Here is a 16,667-nt window from a genome sequence, read left to right as displayed (position 1 = left end):
GAGAGGGGAGCCCATCCATGAGCGACTACTGTGACCTGGCCCCAGGGCACCCTTTCCACGGCCCCTACCACGACCACGAGTACGGCTTCCCAGTAGGCGACGATGATGCCCTCTTCGAGCGCCTGGCGCTGGAGATCAACCAGGCCGGGCTCTCCTGGCTCACCGTACTGAAGAAGCGCGAGGCCTTCCGGCTCGCCTTCGATGGCTTCGCCATCGACAGGGTGGCGAGCTACGGGGAGACGGAACGCCGGGGGCTGCTCGATGATGTGGGCATCATCCGCAACCGCCTCAAGATCGAGGCGGTCATCCACAACGCCGGCGTTATCCAGACCCTGCAGGCTCGCCACGGCGACTTTCGTGGCTGGCTCGATCACCACCACCCACTGAGTCACGGCGAGTGGGTCAGGCTCTTCAAGCGTACCTTCAAGTTCACCGGTCCGGAGATCACTGGCGAATTCCTGATGAGTACCGGCTACCTGCCCGGCGCCCACCGTGATGACTGCCCAGTGCAGGCGCGCATCCTCGCAGCCGCCCCACCCTGGACCCGCACCTGAGCCGGTCCGTTTACCCACGTCACCGACGAACAGCCGACACACAGCGGGGCGGCCCGATGGCCGCCCCGCTGTGTTGTGTGCGAGTGTTCCAGCTCAAGGGCCGGCAACTGGAGTTACAGGCGCTCCACCAGGCCATCGATGGCCTGACGCGCCTCCTTGAGCGCGTTCTCGCGATGATTCCCACCCATGTTGAGCCCCTCGGCAAACACGCTGTCCACCTCGGTGATGCCCATCATGCCCAGCATAAGCTTGAGGTGCGGTGTCTGGGTATCCTTCTCGGTGCCAGCATACTGACCGCCCCGCGCCGCCAGAATCACCGCCCGCTTGCCCTCCACCAGACCCTGAGGGCCATTCTCGGTGTAGCGGAAGGTTACCCCGGCGCGCATCACGCGATCGAACCACGCCTTGAGCTGGCTGGGGATGCCAAGGTTGTACATCGGTACCGCCAGGACGATCACGTCGTGGTCGTGAAGCTCGGCGATCAGGGCGTCGGAGCGAGCGACAAGCTCACGCTGTTCATCGCTGCGCTCTTCCGCGGGGACCTGCCAGCTACCCAGCTCGGCCAACCCCAGATGCGGCAGCTCCTCGGCCACCAGGTCGCGATGGGTGACCTCCACTCCATCACACGCCTCGGTCCTGGCGATAAAGTGGTCGGCGAGGGCCTTCGACTGACCATTTTCGGCGAGAATGGAGGCGGTAAGCATCAGGACACGATTGGTCATGGAGGTCTCCCTGGATCAGATGAAAGTGAATGACCACCATGATAGATGAACGAAGCGAAACAAAAAGCGCATAAAAACGCGCGATAGGTTCGAAATAAACGAACAAAAGGCTCTTGTCGGGGGCACCCTCGTCCAGCCGGCCAGTGGTCTGGCCGGAACAGACAAGCCTCGCCCCCAGGGTTCTCCTCGCTCAGGGTGCAATACCCTGACCACAGCCTCGATACTGCTCGCCCTCCACGCTCAGGGTGACACGAGCCGGGAAGGGCTCGCCGCTCATATCATCGAAGCAGGCCCGCGCCTCGATTCGCAGTTCGAAGGGGGTATCACCACGACCGCTGGCCAGGACCACCCTCCCCGCTTCGTTATCCATCTGGATGACACGGTAGGGAAGGCGTTGCTCACGACTGCCGTAATCGAGGCTGAGGAGCACTTCGGGTCGGTCGTGGGCAAGGGTTGCCATCCAGCCCGGTTCATTGCCGCGGGCATGGAACATCACTCCGGGGCGCTGTTCGCGAGTCAGCGCCAGGCGGCGCATGCTCGCCTGGCACATCAGCCGCCCACGCGGCGACTCGACGACGGCACCATCGGCCGTGCGCCAGAAGCTCAACTCCCCCTGCTCGTAGCGCTCCCCACCGGCGACCACGGCAGGCGTGAGCCGCCAGGCGCCATGGGTCGACCACACTCTCAACTCGTCCTCGGCGGCGGCGGCGGTTACCACTCCCTGGTCCGGCGAACACCGCCAGGCGGTAAAGGCCTCGGCATCGCCGGGAAAGAGGGTCGAGGGCAACAGCGGTGCATGCTCATGGGTGGTGATCGGCGCCGGGGCGGTGGCACAACCTGTCAGCAGCAGTGACAGGCCCAGGGCGGCGAATACGTGAAGGCGGGACACGGCATCTCCTCGCGGGAATCAGGGTTTCATGACGGAGCCAAGCATAACAGCCCCCACGTCCCCGAACCTCCAATGGTCACGGCTGGGACGATCTGCATGAAGCATATGGCGGATTCTGGCTGGCCATTAGTGGTGAATCAAACTAAGCTTCCAAGTCTTTTAAATGAAAGTGACTCACCCATGCTCGAGCTGCGACACCTCCGCACATTGATCGCCCTGCGCGACGCCGGCTCCCTGGTGGAGGCGGCGGAACGGGTGCACCTGACCCAGTCGGCCCTCTCTCACCAGATCAAGGATCTGGAGGAGCGCCTGGGCAGCCCGCTGTTCGTGCGCAAGACGCGTCCCGTGGAGTTCACCAGGGCCGGGCAGCGACTGCTGACCCTGGCCGAGCAGGTGCTGCCCCAGGTGCGCATGGCCGAGCGCGACCTGGCACGACTCGCCGGCAACGAGCAGGGGCGCCTGCATATGGCCATCGAGTGCCATAGCTGTTTTCAGTGGTTGATGCCTACCATCGACCACTTCCGGGATCACTGGCCGGAAGTGGAGATCGATATCCCCGGCGGACACCACTTCGACCCACTCCCGGCCCTGGCCCGTGAGCAGCTCGACCTGGTGATCACCGCCGATCCCCAGCCCCTCCCCGGAGTGCATTACGAGCCGCTGTTTCGCTACGAGGGACTGCTGGCAGTGGCCCGTCAACACCCTCTGGCCGGCAAGGGCTTCGTCACCCCCGAGGCCCTCGGCGAAGAGACCCTGATCACCTACCCGGTGGAGCACTCGCGCCTGGACGTCTTCACCCAGTTCCTCGACCCGGCAGGCATACAGCCCAGGGAGATACGCACCGCCGAGCTGACCATCATGATGATGCAGCTGGTGGCCAGCGGCCGCGGTGTCTGTGCACTGCCCAACTGGGCACTGACCGAGTACCTGGAGCGCGATTACGTGAAGGCCGTGGCACTCGGCGAGAAGGGCGTGTGGAGTACTCTCTTCGCGGCGATTCGCGAGGAGACCCGCCAGGCGCCATGGATGGAGGACTTCCTGCGTACCGCTCGGGAGACCTCCTTCGCGGTACTCGACGGCATCAAGCCGGCCTGAGGCTACTCGGCCTCGAGGCGCTGGGGCAGCAGCAGGGTGAAGCGTGCCCCCCCAAGCGCGGGACTGTCGTCCACACCGACGCTGCCACCGTGCCAGCTCATCACCTTGTGCACGATGGAGAGCCCCAGGCCATAGCCACCGGCGCTGCGCGTGCGGCTGTCGTCGAGACGCGAGAAGGGCTTGAAGATCGACTGGCGCTCGGCCAGCGGCACGCCGGGACCATCATCCTCCACATCGATCCTGACCAGGGCAGGCTCTCGCTGCAACCGGATCACCACCCGGGAGCGTGCATGACGGCAGGCGTTGGCCACCAGGTTCTGCAGGGCGCGCTGAAGGTAGCGCGGCTCGGCCAGCACCTCCATGCTGGGGCCCTCGGCAAGCTCGAGCGTCAGCCCCTCATGCAGAAGGGCCAGCGCCTCGATGACCCGTTCGGCCATCTCGCGACACTCCACCGACACGGCACTCATCTGGCGCCCATTGATGGCCTCGCTGCCCAGCCGGGCATAGGTGAGGATCTCGTCGATCAGGTCATCGAGCTCCTGGATATCCCCATCGGCCCCCTGAAGCTGCCGACGCACCGCCGGGTCCTCGGTCATGTCCTCGACCATCTGAACGGCGAAGCGAATGCGGGCCACCGGGGTACGCAACTCGTGGGATACCGCACGAATCATGTCCTGCTGGGCGCGCAGCAGCGACTGCACCTGCGCCGCCATGCCGTTGAGCGCCATGCCGAGACGCCCGATGAAATCGGCACTCTCCACCTTGACCCGGGTATCCAGTCGTCCGGCCGCGATACGCGACGCGGCCAGCTCCAGCCGCACCATGCGCGCTTCGACGCCGCGCACGATCAGATAGATGGTCACGCCCAGCACGGCCAGCATGATCAGCACCAGCAGGAGCTGAAGCGACCCAGGCATCGGTTCGAAGGCCTGGACCGGGCCGACCACCAGCCAGCTGGCATCACCACTGAGATCCTGAAGCGCCAGATAGATCGCGACCGACCAGCGCCCAGGCAGCAGCTCGATCACCACCTCACCGGCGGTTAGTCGGCGCAGCTGGTAGTCATCCAGCCCTTGAGGAGGCGCCTCCTCCAGAGACACCGACAGGCTACCGCGGGTCAGGTCCTCGAGACTCGAATGGCGTGCAGAGGGGGGCATCTCCGACAGCCATTGACCCAGCAGCTCGGTCAGGCCACGCAGCTGATGCTCGCTCAGGTTGACGAGATCGATACGCAGCAGGCGCTTCCCCCCGGGCAGCAGCGAAAACAGCCGCCAGCCCTGATCGTCACGCGGCTGCACCAGCACCTTGCCATCGGCCAGGCGACGCCGTGAGAAATAGCCCAGCGAGGCCTCCTCCAGCGGCCCGATACTGGCCTGCATGTCCAGGCGCCTGCCTTGCGCCTCGAGCCAGGCCTGGTGAGCCGCGGGTGGCAGCCTCGAGAGTCGTTCGGTCAGCAGACGCATCGGCGCCTCGGCCAGCTGCTCACGGTGGGCCTCCCGGCGTACCTGGTCAACCAGCGCCACACCCAGCAGGCCGAGACCGAAGGTCAGCAGCAGCGCCAGCGCCAGCAGCAGGTAGACACGCAGGAAGGTGCTGTCGGCCAGGACACGGCGCATGGTTCAGGCATCCTTGACGAACAGGTAGCCCTTGCTGCGCACGGTCTTGATGCGGTGCGGCTGATTGGGATCATCGCCGATCTTGGGGCGAATGCGCGAGACGCGCACATCGATGGAACGGTCCTGGCCGTCATACTTGATGCCGCGCAGCTGAGAGAATATCTCCTCGCGGGTCAGCACCTTGCCCGCGTTGCTGGCCAGCAGCCACAGCAGGTCAAACTCGGCGCTGGTCAGCTCGATCCGCTCGCCCGCCAGCCACGCCTCGCGGGTCGCGTTGTCGATATCCAGGTCGCCGAAGGCAAGGCGCGTTTCACCGCTCTCCTCGACGGGCTCGGAGCGTCGTAACAGGGCACGCATGCGCGCCAGCAGGACCCTTGGCTGCACCGGCTTGGCGACATAGTCATCGGCCCCCATCTCCAGCCCGAGCACCTGATCCATGTCATCGGTGCGGGCGGTGAGCATCAGGATCGGCCCGGGATAGTCGTCGCGCACACGCCGGCAGATCGACAGGCCGTCCTCACCGGGCAGCATCAGATCGAGAATCACCAGGTCCGGCTGCAGGGAAAGAATGCTGTCGACCCCACGGGCGCCATCGGCTTCCAGTGTCACGCGAAAGCCGTTGGCCTCCAGATAGTCGCGGGTCAGACTCGCCAGGCGCTCATCATCCTCGACGATCAGCACATGATCCTGCTCCCTGGGCTGCAGGCTATCAACCATTCTCGTGTCCGCTCCATTGATTGCTGTGTAGCAGCCTTGCCAAAGTGTCCAGCCGCCTTTAGTCAAAGGATACCTGAAATTACAACTCACGCCTGCATGAATGCAGCAACACGGGCCTTGCGGCATAGTTCCTGAGAATAGTCCCTGAGAAATATGGCCCCAGCGAGGTATAGCGCTGGAGAGATATAGCCCCAGAGAGGTATTGCCTGCCATGGTCCTGGAGCACACACTGAAGGGTCTCGATAGCACAAGACTCGACTCAGGGAGTCCGGCATGAGCAAGAGTGTCATCAAGCGGATCTACGTTCCCACCCATGTGCGCACCCTGCCGAGCGGCGAGCGCGTCACGGTGCCGGGGCACTACAAGGCGCCACCGAAGCCGCACTGACGCCATGCAACAGCCTATCATCGGCTACCATCGCGACGCGGAAGACCACTGGGTGGCAGAGCTGGCCTGTGGCCACAACCAGCATGTGCGCCACCAGCCGCCATGGGTGGAGCGCCCCTGGGTCATCACCGCGGCGGGCCGACGCTCGCGTCTCGGCCTGCCGCTCGAATGCGTCAAGTGCGACCGCAATGAACCACGAGACAACCCGCCACCCGCCTGAGCCAGAAAAATATCGGGCCGCCCGAAGGCGGCCCGAAAAGTCACTGCGTTCCTGGCATGGCTATCCCTTGGGGCCAAACAGGAACCAGACGATCAATCCCACCAGCGGGAAGACCAGCAGCACGATGATCCAGATCACCTTGGCCAGACCACTGGCCGCACTCTTGGCCACCTTGACGATGGCCCAGATCACGATGATCAGCCAGACAAGACCCAATAGACCGGTTACTTCGATACCCATGCCAGTACCTCCTTGTCACTTCCATTGATGTGAATTGACACCTCTAAGAGTTAGCACAGCCCCGGCGGGGGGTACAGTAACCCCTTGTTAAGTTTTTCCTGCCCCGGCATCAGGTCGGAGCATGTCCTGTCGGCCCGGCCGTCCTGACAAGCGCCTCTCCCCACCAGCGAGGCAGGTACTGGCGCACCTCGTTGCGAGCGAAGCGATCATCCATCAGCACCACCGTGCCACTATCCTCGGGGTCGCGAATCACCCGCCCCGCCGCCTGCACCACCTTGACCATCCCCGGGACTCGGTAGGCATACTCGTCGCCACGCCCGTAGCGCGCCTGCAGCCGCGTTCTGAGTGCCTCATTGATGGGATCCGCCGGCGGGAGACCCAGGGTCGCGACAAAGGCCCCCACCAGCCGCTCACCGGGCAGGTCGATGCCCTCACCGAAGGCACCTCCCAGTACCGCGAACCCGACGCCACGCCCATCGTCGGTGAAGCGTGACAGGAAGGTATCGCGTGCCGCCTCGCTCATGCGAGGCTCCTGAGCCCAGGCGGGGATCTGGGGATGACAGGCGACAAAATGGGCAAAGACCGCCTCCAGATAAGCGAAGCTGCTGAAGAAGGCCAGATAGTGGCCGGGGCGCCGCGCATGCTGCGCGGCGATCTCGGCCACGATGGGGTCAAGCGAGGCTTCGCGGTCGCGCAGCCGCGTCGAGATATCGGCGCGAATCGAGACCTCCAGCTGGTTGGCGGCAAACGGAGATGGAACCTCTCGCCAGACACTCCCCTTCGGCAGCCCTAACAGATCACGCTGGTAATCGGCCGGCCCCAGGGTCGCCGAGAACAGCACCACACAGTGCGCCGCGGCGAAGCGCGGCGCGAGGAAATCCGCCGGAATCAGGTTGTGCAGTGCCAGCCGCGCCCGTCCCCGCCCCTCGCGAGTCAGCTCACACAGCGTGTGATCGCCAAGGCGTTCGGCCAGGCGCAGGAAAGCCAGGGACTCGAACAGCAGCTCCTGCCACTCTGCACCCAGTTCCGGATGCTCCCCCAGGGCCTCGGCGAGCGCGGTGGCCAGCGCCTGGAGGCTACCCAGCAGCGAGGGCGGCAGGGTCGCCAGATGCCGTACGGCGGGTCGCCCAGGCCCAGCGCCTTCTCCGAGCCCCGCCTCGCGCACCAGAACCTGCCACTGCCGCTGCAGTCTCCCCAGCGGGGCCTTGAGTCGCTCCGGGGCGCTGCGCTTGAGTCTTCCGAGGTCGCGCTGAGTGAGGGCCACGCTGTACATGCCTCGCGCCCGGGCTATCATGTTGTGGGCCTCGTCCACCAGCACCCCGACGCGCCAGCCCTGCTCACGCGCCAGTCCGTGTAACAGCGCATGATCATCGAACCAATGATTGACATCGCCGACGACCACATCGCTCCAGCGTGCCATCTCCTGTCCAAGATAGTAGGGACAGACCCCATGCTCGACGGCCAGCTCACGCAATGACTCGCGGTCGAGCCAGCGGCGCTCTGCCGCCGCCTCGCGTGCCGCCGGCAAACGGTCATAGAAGCCGGCAGCCAGCGGACAGGCCTCGCCATGACAGGCGCGCCCCGGATACTCACAGGCCTTCTCCCGGGCGGTCAGCTCCAGCACGCGTAGTGCCAGGCCGTCCTGCTTCGGGTGGGCGCCCAGCCGTGTCAGCGCCTCGAGAGCCAGGCGTCGCCCCGGCGTCTTCATGGTCAGGTAGGCGAGCCGGTCCAATCCGTGCCGTGGCATCGCCTTGAGCAGCGGGAAGAGCGTACCCAGCGTCTTGCCGATACCGGTAGGTGCCTGAGCCATCAGCACCCGACCGGTGGCGGCGGCCTTGTAGCACTCCTCGGCCAGATGCCGCTGCCCGGGGCGGAAGTCGGCGAAGGGAAAGCTGAGCTCGCACAACGCAGCGTCACGATCGCGGCGATACTGCGCTTCCCGTTCGGCCCAGGCGAAATAGCCTCGGCAGCGCTCAACCAGCTCCTGCCACAATGCGGCGGCGGTCGCATGCTCGCTGACCCGCGTCTCGCGCCCACTGCCCACCTCCAGGTAAACCAGTGTCAGCTCTACCGACTCAAGGTGTCGCTCGGCGCATAGCAGGGCGCCGTAGCTACGCAGCTGGGCACGATGCAGGGCGCGCTGATTGCTTGCCAGTCGCGCGATATCACCGCGATGGGTCTTGATCTCCTCCAGACGATTGGCTTCCGGGTCGTAACCATCGGCGCGCCCGCGCACCATGAGCCCTGCCACCTCGCCGGCCAGTGTCACTTCCGTGAGGTAATCCGCGCCCCGACGCCTGGCGATTTCACGATGCCCCTCGATCCCCTCCCGGGCACTGGGGGAGGGAGTGAAGCGATGGTCGAGGTCGCCCTCCCGGGCGGTGACGTCGCACAGGGTGCGCACCCCGACGCGCAGCGGCTGCGGGCCATTCATCTCTCCCACTCCAGATGGCACACCGCTGCCGGGATCTCATGGCGATGGAAGAGGGTCATCCAACGCCGCTGGTTGTCCTGCAGCCGATCGCCCGGGCCCTTGACCTCGATCAGGCGGTAGCGAGGCTCACCCGGCGAGGCCTCGAGAAACAGCTGAATCAGATCCGGCAGGCCCGCCCGGTTGGCTCTCAGGTTGCTCAGCAGATGGTCGAAGCAGATACGCAGGTGGGCGGGGGGAATACAGGCCAGTGCCTGGATGAGCAGCGCCTCATCGAGCGCTTCCCAGTGCACGAAGGGGTTGGCGAGCCCCTGCTTGTCGCGCCAGGTAGCCAGTATCGTCCGGCGATATCGACCATCCTCCAGCCGTGCAAGACACGCCTTGAAATGGTCACGGCGGCGGGTCACGAAGTCGTCTCGATAGAGATCCGCGGGGCCGGACTGGAAGGGGTGAAAGAAGGCACCGGGCAACGGCGTGAAGAGCGCCTCCCAGCACAGCAGGCCGAACAGGCCGGTCAGCAGGGTGTTCTCCACATAATGGACCGGCGCCGCCTCGCGATGCAGATGCTCCCTTACCGTCTGCTCGACCCGGCCGGGGCCTGGCAGGCGCAGCGTGAAGCGCTCGGGGGCGGGTTCGGGGGCAGGCGTCTCCGGCACCAGACTCAGGCGGCGGCGCAGCCGCGTCAGCAGCCGGCCCAGGGCCTGGGCCTCCACATCGTCGCGGGTGACACGCGCCAGCGGCTCGGCCAGGATCAGCGCCTGACGCCAGCGCCCCTGACGCTCGGCCAGGCGCAGGTAGCGAATCCGCCCCTCCCCACTGGCCTCGGGTGCCGGCCAGCCGGCTCGGCGGTAGAGCGTCAATGCCAGTTCGGCCATCCCGTCACGCTCCGCCCGACGCCCCAGCGCGAGGCACAGCCGCGCATGTCGCGACGCCAGCCAGGGGTTATCGGGTCTGGCAGGCAGCGCCTCGGCCAGATCCGCAGGCACCTCGCCCTCCTCCAGCCGCCGCCGCAGATCATGCAGTGCCAGATAGGCATCGACCTCGTCACGCCGGTGAAAGGCCCGGGAGTCGGCACCGAATGCCACCGATTCGAAGCGCTGATGCCCGAGCTCGGCAAGCACGAACTCCGACCAGTCCTGGCGCAGGTTGCCGAAGAACATCAACCGCAGACGATCACAGGTCGCCATGATGCGCACCCGCACCACCCGCTCGGGGGCCTCCGGCCACCAGGCGCTCAGCGGTCGCGGCATCAGCTCTCGCGCCAGCAGCGCCTCGCGCAGGTCTCCCTTGCCCACGGTCGCAGGCAGGCCCGCCTCGGCGATCTCTGCCGCCAGGGCCTGGCGCAGCTCGGTGAGTCGCAGCTGGGTGAAGAGCGTCGCCACATCGAGCACCGGCGCCTCTTCCACCAGCCCAGCAGCCACCAGCGGCGCCAGCGCCGACTCGGTATCGCCGATCTCGGCATCGATCTCGGGATAGGCCAGTCGCGAGGGGCGAAAGTGCTCGCCCTTGCGCATGACCATGCGTACCAGCAGCGCCCGTGAACCAAGCGGCAGACCGGAAAACAGAGCCAAGAAGGTGTGTTCAACGTCGCTGAGCAGGTCGCCGTGGCGCTCGGCCACCCAGGCCAGCACATGCTCGAAGTTTGCCAGGTAGTACAGCGGGTCTTCGAGGGGGGCGGCTACGGCTTGATTACTGTTCATATATCCATGATATCAGCCGAAAGGGGCAGACTCACCCCTCCAACGACGGCCAGTCGCCGGAAAAGTCTTGAGCGCTACTGTCACCTGCGACAGCCCAAGGCAGCAATATCGGTGGCGGGGCAGCGTCACAAGGAATCATCCGGGTCGGAGGCCTTCTTGCACTCCCCAGGACTGACCCCACGCCATGGACCCCCATGGCCCACGGTGTCGGCAGCATAGGCGTCGCGTTCTCCGAGGGGACGAGGCTCACCGACGGTCGTATCACGATAGGTCTGGCGCTCCATTTCCGCGTTGAACTCTGCCCCGAGCAGCACCACGAAGGCCGAGAGCCAGAACCACAGCATCAGCATCACCACCGCGCCCAGTGACCCATAGATTTCGCTTACGCTGACCACGCGACCGAAGTAGAGCGACAGCCCAATGGAGCCGGCCAGCCACATCAAGGTGGCGACGACAGAGCCGACGCTGAGCCACCTCCAGCGTGGCGACCGCCTATAAGGCCCGAAGCGGTAGAAAACGGCGATCACCAGCATCATCACCACCAGGAGTGCTGGCCAGCGCAGCCAGGCGACAGCCCTTACCAGCAGGGTATCCAGCCCCAGCATGCCGATAGCCAGCGGGAAGAAGGCGACAAAGGCAACGGTGACCAGCAGCATGAGGATCAGCCCCAGCGTCAGGCCCGCGACGATCAAGCCGCGGTGCAGCGCTCCGCGTCTGTCGTCTTCTCCATATACAACATTTAGCCCCATCACCATCCACAGCACGCCCTTGGAGCCGATAAACATCGCCACCAGCACGCTGCCCAGTGCCGTGAGACTGAGGCCGGTACTGGTGCTCTCGCCGATCTTACGTGCCTGATCGTTGATCAGGCTGGAGGCCTCGGGCGGCAGGTAACGGCTCAGCTGAATGATCTGACCCGCCAGGTCCTGAGGATCCATCACCAGTGCCCAGATCGAGATGATGGCCGCGATCATCGGGAAGAGCGCCAGCATGGCATTGAAGGCAATACCGGCGGCCATCATGGCGACAAGATCCTGGGCGACCTCCTGCTTGACGCGCCACAGGATATCCAGCCAGCCACCCGCGGGGATCTGACCGGGCTTGCTGGCGCAACGCCCATGTGTCTGCTTCGCCATAGGCACCTCCGTTGCTGTGGGGAAGCTATAGCGCTCTCCTTGCTCATTTATCGATGTTGCCAGTTGCTATCGGAAGATTCACACCCCGGCGGCAAGCTCGACGATGACGTCGGCGGCGGGGATGGCACGACAGCGACTGGCGTTCTGCCCGGCCCAGAGTGGCGAGAAGTCGCCGCTGCCCTTGGCCTCGGCGGCAGCGCGGAGCGGCGCGATTGCCGAGGTGGCCAGGGGAAAGGCCGGGGCCACCTCGGCCATGGGTCCCAGCTCTCGCATCAGCCGGGTGACGATGCCTCGGGCCGGACGACCGCTATAAAGGTTGGTCAGCGCCGTATGACGCGCCGCCTCCGATTGAAGCGCGTGACGGTGGATCGCCGAGATCGTGGTCTCGGGACAGCACAGCAGGGCGGTGCCTACCTGCACGGCATCGGCACCCAACGCCCGGGCCGCCGCCACCCCGCTGGCATCGGCGATCCCCCCGGCGGCGATCAGGGGCAGGTCGACGGCATCACGCACCTGGGGCAACAGGGCAAGGGTACCCATCTGGGTCGTGATCTCACCGCTCAGGAACATGCCGCGATGCCCTCCAGCCTCCAGCCCCTGAACGATCAACGCATCGGCACCCTGAGCGTCGAGCCAGCGAGCCTCCTCCACCGTGGTGGCCGTGGAGAGCACCGTGGCGCCCCAACCCTTGATCCGCTCTAGCAGGGCGGCGTCGGGCAGACCGAAGTGAAAGCTCACTGCCTCGGGCCGAAAGGGTTCAAGGACATCACAGGCTTGATGGTCGAAGGGGCGACGCCCTGGCCCCTGGGTCACGGCATCGATATCCAGGCCGAACTCGGCGAAGAAGGGCGCGAGCGCCTTGTGCCAGCGCGCTTGAGCCACGGGGTCCGGCACGGGTGGGGCATGGCAGAAGAAGTTGACATTGAGTGGCGTCGAGGTGGCGGCGCGGAACGCCGCGAGCTCCTCGCCCATGGCCTCGGGCGAGAGCATGGCACAGGGCAGCGCCCCCAGCCCTCCGGCTCGCGCCACGGCGATGGCCAGGGCGCTGTCCTGGGCACCGGCCATGGGTGCCTGGAGGATAGGCAGCTCGATGCCGAGACGCTGATGCAGAGATGGCGACAGGGTCATGTCAGGCTCCGTCACGGGGATGAGTGTCGCTACAGTCTGCGTGCCCCCTCTTGTTCGCGGCAAGACGACATTGGGCACAGCGCAGCCTCTTCAGCAAAGGTCGGCGCGGTGGCTGTTGCGAGATGGTCAACGCCTCAGTCTGCGGCTGGTTCCAGCACCATCTGGGCACCCCGGATGCGGATGTCGAAATGGTCGAGGAAGCTCATGCCCAGCAGGGCGGTATCGCCCTCCAGCCCCAGGCTGACGGAGCCACGCACATCACGGGCCACGTAGCCGCCCAGGCTGACCTCATCGAGGAGGGTGAGGTCACCGCGTACCCGGCCGTTGGCGGTATTGAACCAGGCGCTACCGGTCGCCTCGAGCCCCAGCCGCTCGGCCATCTGCCGCGGCAGTGCCACGTAGGTGGCACCGGTATCCACCAGGAACTCCACCGGTTCGCCGTTGACTCGCCCGGTGGCCACGAAGTGGCCACCGCGATTGCGCTCGAGCACCACCGGCACCCCCTCCTCCACGGCGCTGACCAGATGGCTGTTGGGGTTGCGCTGGCGCTCCACAAGGCCCTGGAACCACCAGGTACCGGTTGCGATGAACAGCACCCAGAACAGCAGCATCATGCCAAGCCCGGTACGGCGTACAGACTGCTTGTCGTTAGTCATGCCCGGCCTCCGGAAACGATGGTGAAAATTGTGGTTACATTGACACTCTGAACGCCGGCGGCTCCAATGGTTGAGCTTCATCTCGACAACAAGATAATCACAAGGATAACGCGCCATGCAGGACAGTCGCCGTCTCTCGCGCCCTATACGTTCGTACCGCCCCTTCGCCACCGGCCTGTGCACTGTCACCGCCCTGTTGCTGACGCTTAGCGCTCAGGCCTGGGACGGCCTGGTAGAGAAGCAGGAATTCTTGATGGAGGAGTACACCACCCGTGGAGGTGACACCATCGCTCCGGTCAGGGTGGGCTGGGAAGCCTATGGCACCCTTAACGAGGAGAAGGACAACGCTATCTTGATCACCCACTTCTTCTCGGGCACCAGCCAGGCAGCCGGTCGTTATGACGAGGACGGCGCCAGGGGGTATTGGGACAGTATCATCGGTCCCGGCAAGCCACTGGATACGGATAAATATTACATCATCGCTTCCGATACCCTGGTCAATCTCAATGCTCATGCCCCCAACGTAACGACGACAGGCCCGGCATCCATTCGTCCCGAAACCGGAGAGCCATGGGGCCTCGACTTCCCGGTGGTCACCATTGGTGATTTTGTCGACGTTCAGAAGGCGCTACTGGAGAGTCAGGGCATCGAGCGGCTGCATGCCGTGATGGGCGCCTCCATGGGGGCGCTGCAAGCCTATGAGTGGGCGAGCCGCTACCCGGAGCAGGTAGAGCGACTGATTCCGGTGATTGGCTCCGGAATGACCGACCCCTGGCTACTCGCCACACTCAGTGCTTGGGCGGCTCCTATCCGTCTAGATGCCAACTGGAATGACGGGGCTTACTATTCGGATACACCGCCGCTGGATGGCCTTCGTGAATCGCTCAAGCTGGTTACCCTAAATGCCAACCATTGGCAGTGGGCCAACGAGACCTTCGACCGCAGCTGGGCCGAGGAGAACGCCGACCCTTCCCGTAGTCTGGAGGCTCGTTACGCTATCGAACAAACACTGGATGATATCGCAACCGCTCGCGCGCAAGTGGCCGATGCCAATCATCTGCTCTATCTGGTCAGAGCCAATCAGACGTTCATGGCAGGCCATGGGGAGAGCCTGGAGGCTGGACTGGCGGCCATCGAGGCACCAACGCTGATGCTCTACAGCGAAGATGACCTGGTCTTCGCCCCTCAAAGCGTCAAGCGCACCGCCGAGCTAATAGCGGCTGACGGCACGCCGGTGAAGCTAATCCCGCTTGAGGGAACCCGTGGTCACCTCGACGGCGTGCTCGCTATCGATCAGGCCGGGAACGAGCTAAGCGATTTCCTGGCCCGCTGATCTTTACTGCCCTGGGGGCCGGAACGGACCGGCCCCCCCCTTCAACGACCATTGCGTGTCTCCCAGGCCTCAGCAACGCGCTGTCCTCGGGCCTGATCGACGAACAGGCAGATCAGGATGGCAACGATAAACAGCGCCGCACACAGCAGTATCGAGGCCCGCAGTCCCACCACCGACTGCAGCAGCCCCAGGGCGATGATGCCGAAGACACCGGCCAGCTTGTTGGCCAGCCCCCAGAAGCCGAAGAACTCGGCGGCCTTGCGGGTCGGCGAGAAGAGCCCCACCAGGGCACGGCTGGCGGACTGACTGGAGCCCAGCGAGAGCCCCGCCAGGCAGCCGACGAAGAGAAACAGGTGCTGGGCCTCCCAGCCGAGTCCGAAGCGCCCATTGAGCAGAGCCGTGACCTCGGGGGTGGCCCAGATGGCAAGTATCGCCGCCACCCACAGCACCAGAGTGAACTGGTAGGTCAGCTTGGTACCGAAACGATCCTGGATAAAGCCGAAGCCCAGGGCACCGGCCGCCGCGGTGACCTGCACGATGATGAACATCAGATTGCGGATCGATTCGTCCCAGCCGATCACCTGGGCACCATAGATAAAGGCGAAGGCGATGATGATGTAGACCCCGGCCATGGAGAAGAGCAGCGAAACCAGGAAGGTCGCCAGGTCCCGAAAGCGCCGCAGCTCATGCAGGGTCGTCGAGACACGCTCCCGGGCGATATCCCGGTAGGGCCTGCCGGCGGGCTGCGGCGTGCCACGTTCCCTCACCCACAGGAAGGTAGGAATGGCGGTGACCAGGAAGAAACCGGCAGCGAAGGGCCCCACCCAGCGAATACGCTCGAAATTCTCCGCCGTCGCCTCCCCCAGCGCCACCAGGGTGAAGCCGGCGGCGAAGAGCCCCCCGACGTAGCCCAGCGCCCAGCCGAAACCGGAGATCTTGCCCAGATCCTCCGGCGGCCCGAGATCGGGCAGGAAGGCGGCGATAAATGACTCGCCCATGGAGTAGGCGTAGTTGGAGACTACGATCAACATGAGGCCTAGCAGCACGTAACCCGGCGCCACAAAGTAGAGCATGGCGGTGGCGGCCACCGTGGCCAGGTAGCTGGCAAACAGGAAGCGCTTCTTCTCGGCACGGTAGTCCATCACCGCCCCGCATAGCGGCCCGGTGACCACCACCAGCAGGTAACTGATGGCCAGTGCCAGGCTCCACAGGAAGTTGGCCAGCCGGTAGTCACCCCCGCGCTCACCGACGATCACCGTGGTGAACAGTTCACCGAAGACCACGGTGATGATCAGCAGAGTGTAGGCCTGGTTGGCGAAGTCGAACATCGCCCAGCCGAAGATTTCGCGGCGAGAGGCGCGGACTCTTGGTAGCGGCGTGCTGTCGGTCGTGCTCATCGCAGCGTCCCTGTGGATGAAGGGTCCCCACCATAGCAGCCCCTTATCCACCGCACGAGATGGCGAAGGCCAGCCGCCCTAGCGCAGCAAGGAGAGCAACAGAGCGACGCCCCCCACCAGCAAGGCGATGATGACGGCGATATCGACCACGCGATCGAGCCAACGGTCGAAGCGGGTATACCGGGCGGCGGAGTGTCGCCTTCGAGTCGCTCCCCGACGGCGACGCTCATCCGTAACAGTGATGGGAGGCATGGCGGAAGTCCGATTTCACCATAGATACCCAAAGCTTACGGCCTGGGCCAGCGGTAGGCCAGCGACGAGATGACCTCACCGTCAGGGATGTGCTGACTGAACACACTGGGACCGATCTGACGAGGCTTCTTTTCTCCGCTCGGCGAATCGGCCTCGAAAAGACCGGCATTGCATCGAAGATGTTCCGCCCCCAT

16 protein-coding genes are annotated in these 16,667 nt (G+C 65.0%); 4 read left to right on the top strand and 12 right to left on the bottom strand.

Translation table 11 applies throughout. The features are described from left to right. Positions 1–17 precede the first annotated feature (17 nt). Positions 18–554, top strand: a complete 537-nt coding sequence (locus tag Q0894_RS07905) for a DNA-3-methyladenine glycosylase I (protein ID WP_299233397.1) — start codon at positions 18–20, stop codon at positions 552–554. Between the two features lie 113 nt (positions 555–667). Here Q0894_RS07905 and Q0894_RS07900 read toward each other — a convergent pair whose 3' ends face one another. Both Q0894_RS07900 and Q0894_RS07895 read right to left on the bottom strand, forming a co-directional pair. Next, on the bottom strand, positions 668–1,276 hold the full coding sequence (locus Q0894_RS07900; RefSeq protein ID WP_299233394.1) for an NAD(P)H-dependent oxidoreductase: 609 nt from the start codon (positions 1,274–1,276) through the stop codon (positions 668–670). A gap of 190 nt (positions 1,277–1,466) precedes the next feature. Beyond that, entirely contained in the window at positions 1,467–2,165 is a 699-nt protein-coding gene (locus Q0894_RS07895; protein ID WP_299233391.1) for a C-type lysozyme, inhibitor, read from the bottom strand. 180 nt (positions 2,166–2,345) lie between these two features. Here Q0894_RS07895 and Q0894_RS07890 point away from each other — a divergent pair, with 180 nt between their 5' ends. After that, positions 2,346–3,260 carry a LysR family transcriptional regulator gene (locus Q0894_RS07890; protein ID WP_299233388.1) on the top strand — a complete coding sequence of 305 codons (915 nt, stop codon included), beginning with the start codon at positions 2,346–2,348 and terminating at the stop codon, positions 3,258–3,260. 2 nt (positions 3,261–3,262) lie between these two features. Here Q0894_RS07890 and Q0894_RS07885 read toward each other — a convergent pair whose 3' ends face one another. Together Q0894_RS07885 and Q0894_RS07880 are read right to left on the bottom strand one after the other, a co-directional pair. Beyond that, entirely contained in the window at positions 3,263–4,876 is a 1,614-nt protein-coding gene (locus tag Q0894_RS07885; RefSeq protein WP_299233385.1) for an ATP-binding protein, read from the bottom strand. 3 nt (positions 4,877–4,879) lie between these two features. Continuing rightward, positions 4,880–5,593: a winged helix-turn-helix domain-containing protein gene (locus Q0894_RS07880; protein ID WP_299233382.1), complete on the bottom strand. Its 714-nt coding sequence runs from the start codon at positions 5,591–5,593 to the stop codon at positions 4,880–4,882. Positions 5,594–5,984: 391 nt separating this feature from the next. On the opposite strand from Q0894_RS07880, the gene Q0894_RS07875 reads away from it, so the two are divergent. Continuing rightward, on the top strand, positions 5,985–6,200 hold the full coding sequence (locus tag Q0894_RS07875) for a DUF3565 domain-containing protein (protein ID WP_299233379.1): 216 nt from the start codon (positions 5,985–5,987) through the stop codon (positions 6,198–6,200). 60 nt (positions 6,201–6,260) lie between these two features. On the opposite strand, the gene Q0894_RS07870 is transcribed toward Q0894_RS07875, so the two are convergent. The 6 genes from Q0894_RS07870 to Q0894_RS07845 form a co-directional block, all read right to left on the bottom strand. Further along, positions 6,261–6,440 (bottom strand): PLDc N-terminal domain-containing protein, encoded by a 180-nt coding sequence (locus tag Q0894_RS07870; RefSeq protein WP_132041989.1) that lies wholly within the window; start codon positions 6,438–6,440, stop codon positions 6,261–6,263. A gap of 109 nt (positions 6,441–6,549) precedes the next feature. Continuing rightward, positions 6,550–8,874, bottom strand: a complete 2,325-nt coding sequence (locus Q0894_RS07865; protein WP_299233374.1) for an ATP-dependent DNA helicase — start codon at positions 8,872–8,874, stop codon at positions 6,550–6,552. After that, positions 8,871–10,571 (bottom strand): VRR-NUC domain-containing protein, encoded by a 1,701-nt coding sequence (locus Q0894_RS07860; RefSeq protein ID WP_299233372.1) that lies wholly within the window; start codon positions 10,569–10,571, stop codon positions 8,871–8,873. The genes Q0894_RS07865 and Q0894_RS07860 overlap by 4 nt, the downstream gene beginning before the upstream one ends. Before the next feature lie 125 nt (positions 10,572–10,696). Continuing rightward, positions 10,697–11,707 carry a YihY/virulence factor BrkB family protein gene (locus Q0894_RS07855; protein WP_299233370.1) on the bottom strand — a complete coding sequence of 337 codons (1,011 nt, stop codon included), beginning with the start codon at positions 11,705–11,707 and terminating at the stop codon, positions 10,697–10,699. A 78-nt stretch (positions 11,708–11,785) separates the two neighbouring features. Beyond that, a complete protein-coding gene (locus Q0894_RS07850) occupies positions 11,786–12,850 on the bottom strand; it encodes a nitronate monooxygenase (RefSeq protein WP_299233367.1) in 1,065 nt (354 codons plus the stop codon). A gap of 119 nt (positions 12,851–12,969) precedes the next feature. Next, a complete protein-coding gene (locus Q0894_RS07845) occupies positions 12,970–13,491 on the bottom strand; it encodes a TIGR02281 family clan AA aspartic protease (RefSeq protein WP_299233365.1) in 522 nt (173 codons plus the stop codon). Between the two features lie 115 nt (positions 13,492–13,606). On the opposite strand from Q0894_RS07845, the gene Q0894_RS07840 reads away from it, so the two are divergent. After that, complete coding sequence (locus Q0894_RS07840) at positions 13,607–14,824, top strand: homoserine O-acetyltransferase (protein WP_299233362.1); 1,218 nt, start codon at positions 13,607–13,609, stop codon at positions 14,822–14,824. A 41-nt stretch (positions 14,825–14,865) separates the two neighbouring features. On the opposite strand, the gene Q0894_RS07835 is transcribed toward Q0894_RS07840, so the two are convergent. Both Q0894_RS07835 and Q0894_RS07830 read right to left on the bottom strand, forming a co-directional pair. Further along, the gene (locus Q0894_RS07835) at positions 14,866–16,221 is read right to left on the bottom strand and encodes an MFS transporter (RefSeq protein WP_299233359.1); all 1,356 of its coding nucleotides are present in this window, start codon (positions 16,219–16,221) and stop codon (positions 14,866–14,868) included. A gap of 78 nt (positions 16,222–16,299) precedes the next feature. After that, positions 16,300–16,473: a hypothetical protein gene (locus tag Q0894_RS07830; RefSeq protein ID WP_299233356.1), complete on the bottom strand. Its 174-nt coding sequence runs from the start codon at positions 16,471–16,473 to the stop codon at positions 16,300–16,302. Positions 16,474–16,667: the final 194 nt, after the last annotated feature.

It is taken from the genome of uncultured Halomonas sp., assembly GCF_947501415.1.
Classification (GTDB): Bacteria; Pseudomonadota; Gammaproteobacteria; order Pseudomonadales; family Halomonadaceae; genus Halomonas.
Note: the sequence above shows the minus strand (reverse complement) of the source record. Positions and strands in the feature narration are given on the sequence as shown.

What these genes read in the sequence shown, in the direction of transcription:
- Q0894_RS07905 (WP_299233397.1), top strand. Translation starts at nt 18, where the DNA reads ATGAGCGACTACTGTGACCTGGCCCCAGGGCACCCTTTCCACGGCCCC.
- Q0894_RS07900 (WP_299233394.1), bottom strand. Translation starts at nt 1,276, where the DNA reads ATGACCAATCGTGTCCTGATGCTTACCGCCTCCATTCTCGCCGAAAAT.
- Q0894_RS07890 (WP_299233388.1), top strand. Translation starts at nt 2,346, where the DNA reads ATGCTCGAGCTGCGACACCTCCGCACATTGATCGCCCTGCGCGACGCC.
- Q0894_RS07885 (WP_299233385.1), bottom strand. Translation starts at nt 4,876, where the DNA reads ATGCGCCGTGTCCTGGCCGACAGCACCTTCCTGCGTGTCTACCTGCTG.
- Q0894_RS07880 (WP_299233382.1), bottom strand. Translation starts at nt 5,593, where the DNA reads ATGGTTGATAGCCTGCAGCCCAGGGAGCAGGATCATGTGCTGATCGTC.
- Q0894_RS07875 (WP_299233379.1), top strand. Translation starts at nt 5,985, where the DNA reads ATGCAACAGCCTATCATCGGCTACCATCGCGACGCGGAAGACCACTGG.
- Q0894_RS07870 (WP_132041989.1), bottom strand. Translation starts at nt 6,440, where the DNA reads ATGGGTATCGAAGTAACCGGTCTATTGGGTCTTGTCTGGCTGATCATC.
- Q0894_RS07865 (WP_299233374.1), bottom strand. Translation starts at nt 8,874, where the DNA reads ATGAATGGCCCGCAGCCGCTGCGCGTCGGGGTGCGCACCCTGTGCGAC.
- Q0894_RS07860 (WP_299233372.1), bottom strand. Translation starts at nt 10,571, where the DNA reads ATGAACAGTAATCAAGCCGTAGCCGCCCCCCTCGAAGACCCGCTGTAC.
- Q0894_RS07855 (WP_299233370.1), bottom strand. Translation starts at nt 11,707, where the DNA reads ATGGCGAAGCAGACACATGGGCGTTGCGCCAGCAAGCCCGGTCAGATC.
- Q0894_RS07845 (WP_299233365.1), bottom strand. Translation starts at nt 13,491, where the DNA reads ATGACTAACGACAAGCAGTCTGTACGCCGTACCGGGCTTGGCATGATG.
- Q0894_RS07840 (WP_299233362.1), top strand. Translation starts at nt 13,607, where the DNA reads ATGCAGGACAGTCGCCGTCTCTCGCGCCCTATACGTTCGTACCGCCCC.
- Q0894_RS07835 (WP_299233359.1), bottom strand. Translation starts at nt 16,221, where the DNA reads ATGAGCACGACCGACAGCACGCCGCTACCAAGAGTCCGCGCCTCTCGC.
- Q0894_RS07830 (WP_299233356.1), bottom strand. Translation starts at nt 16,473, where the DNA reads ATGCCTCCCATCACTGTTACGGATGAGCGTCGCCGTCGGGGAGCGACT.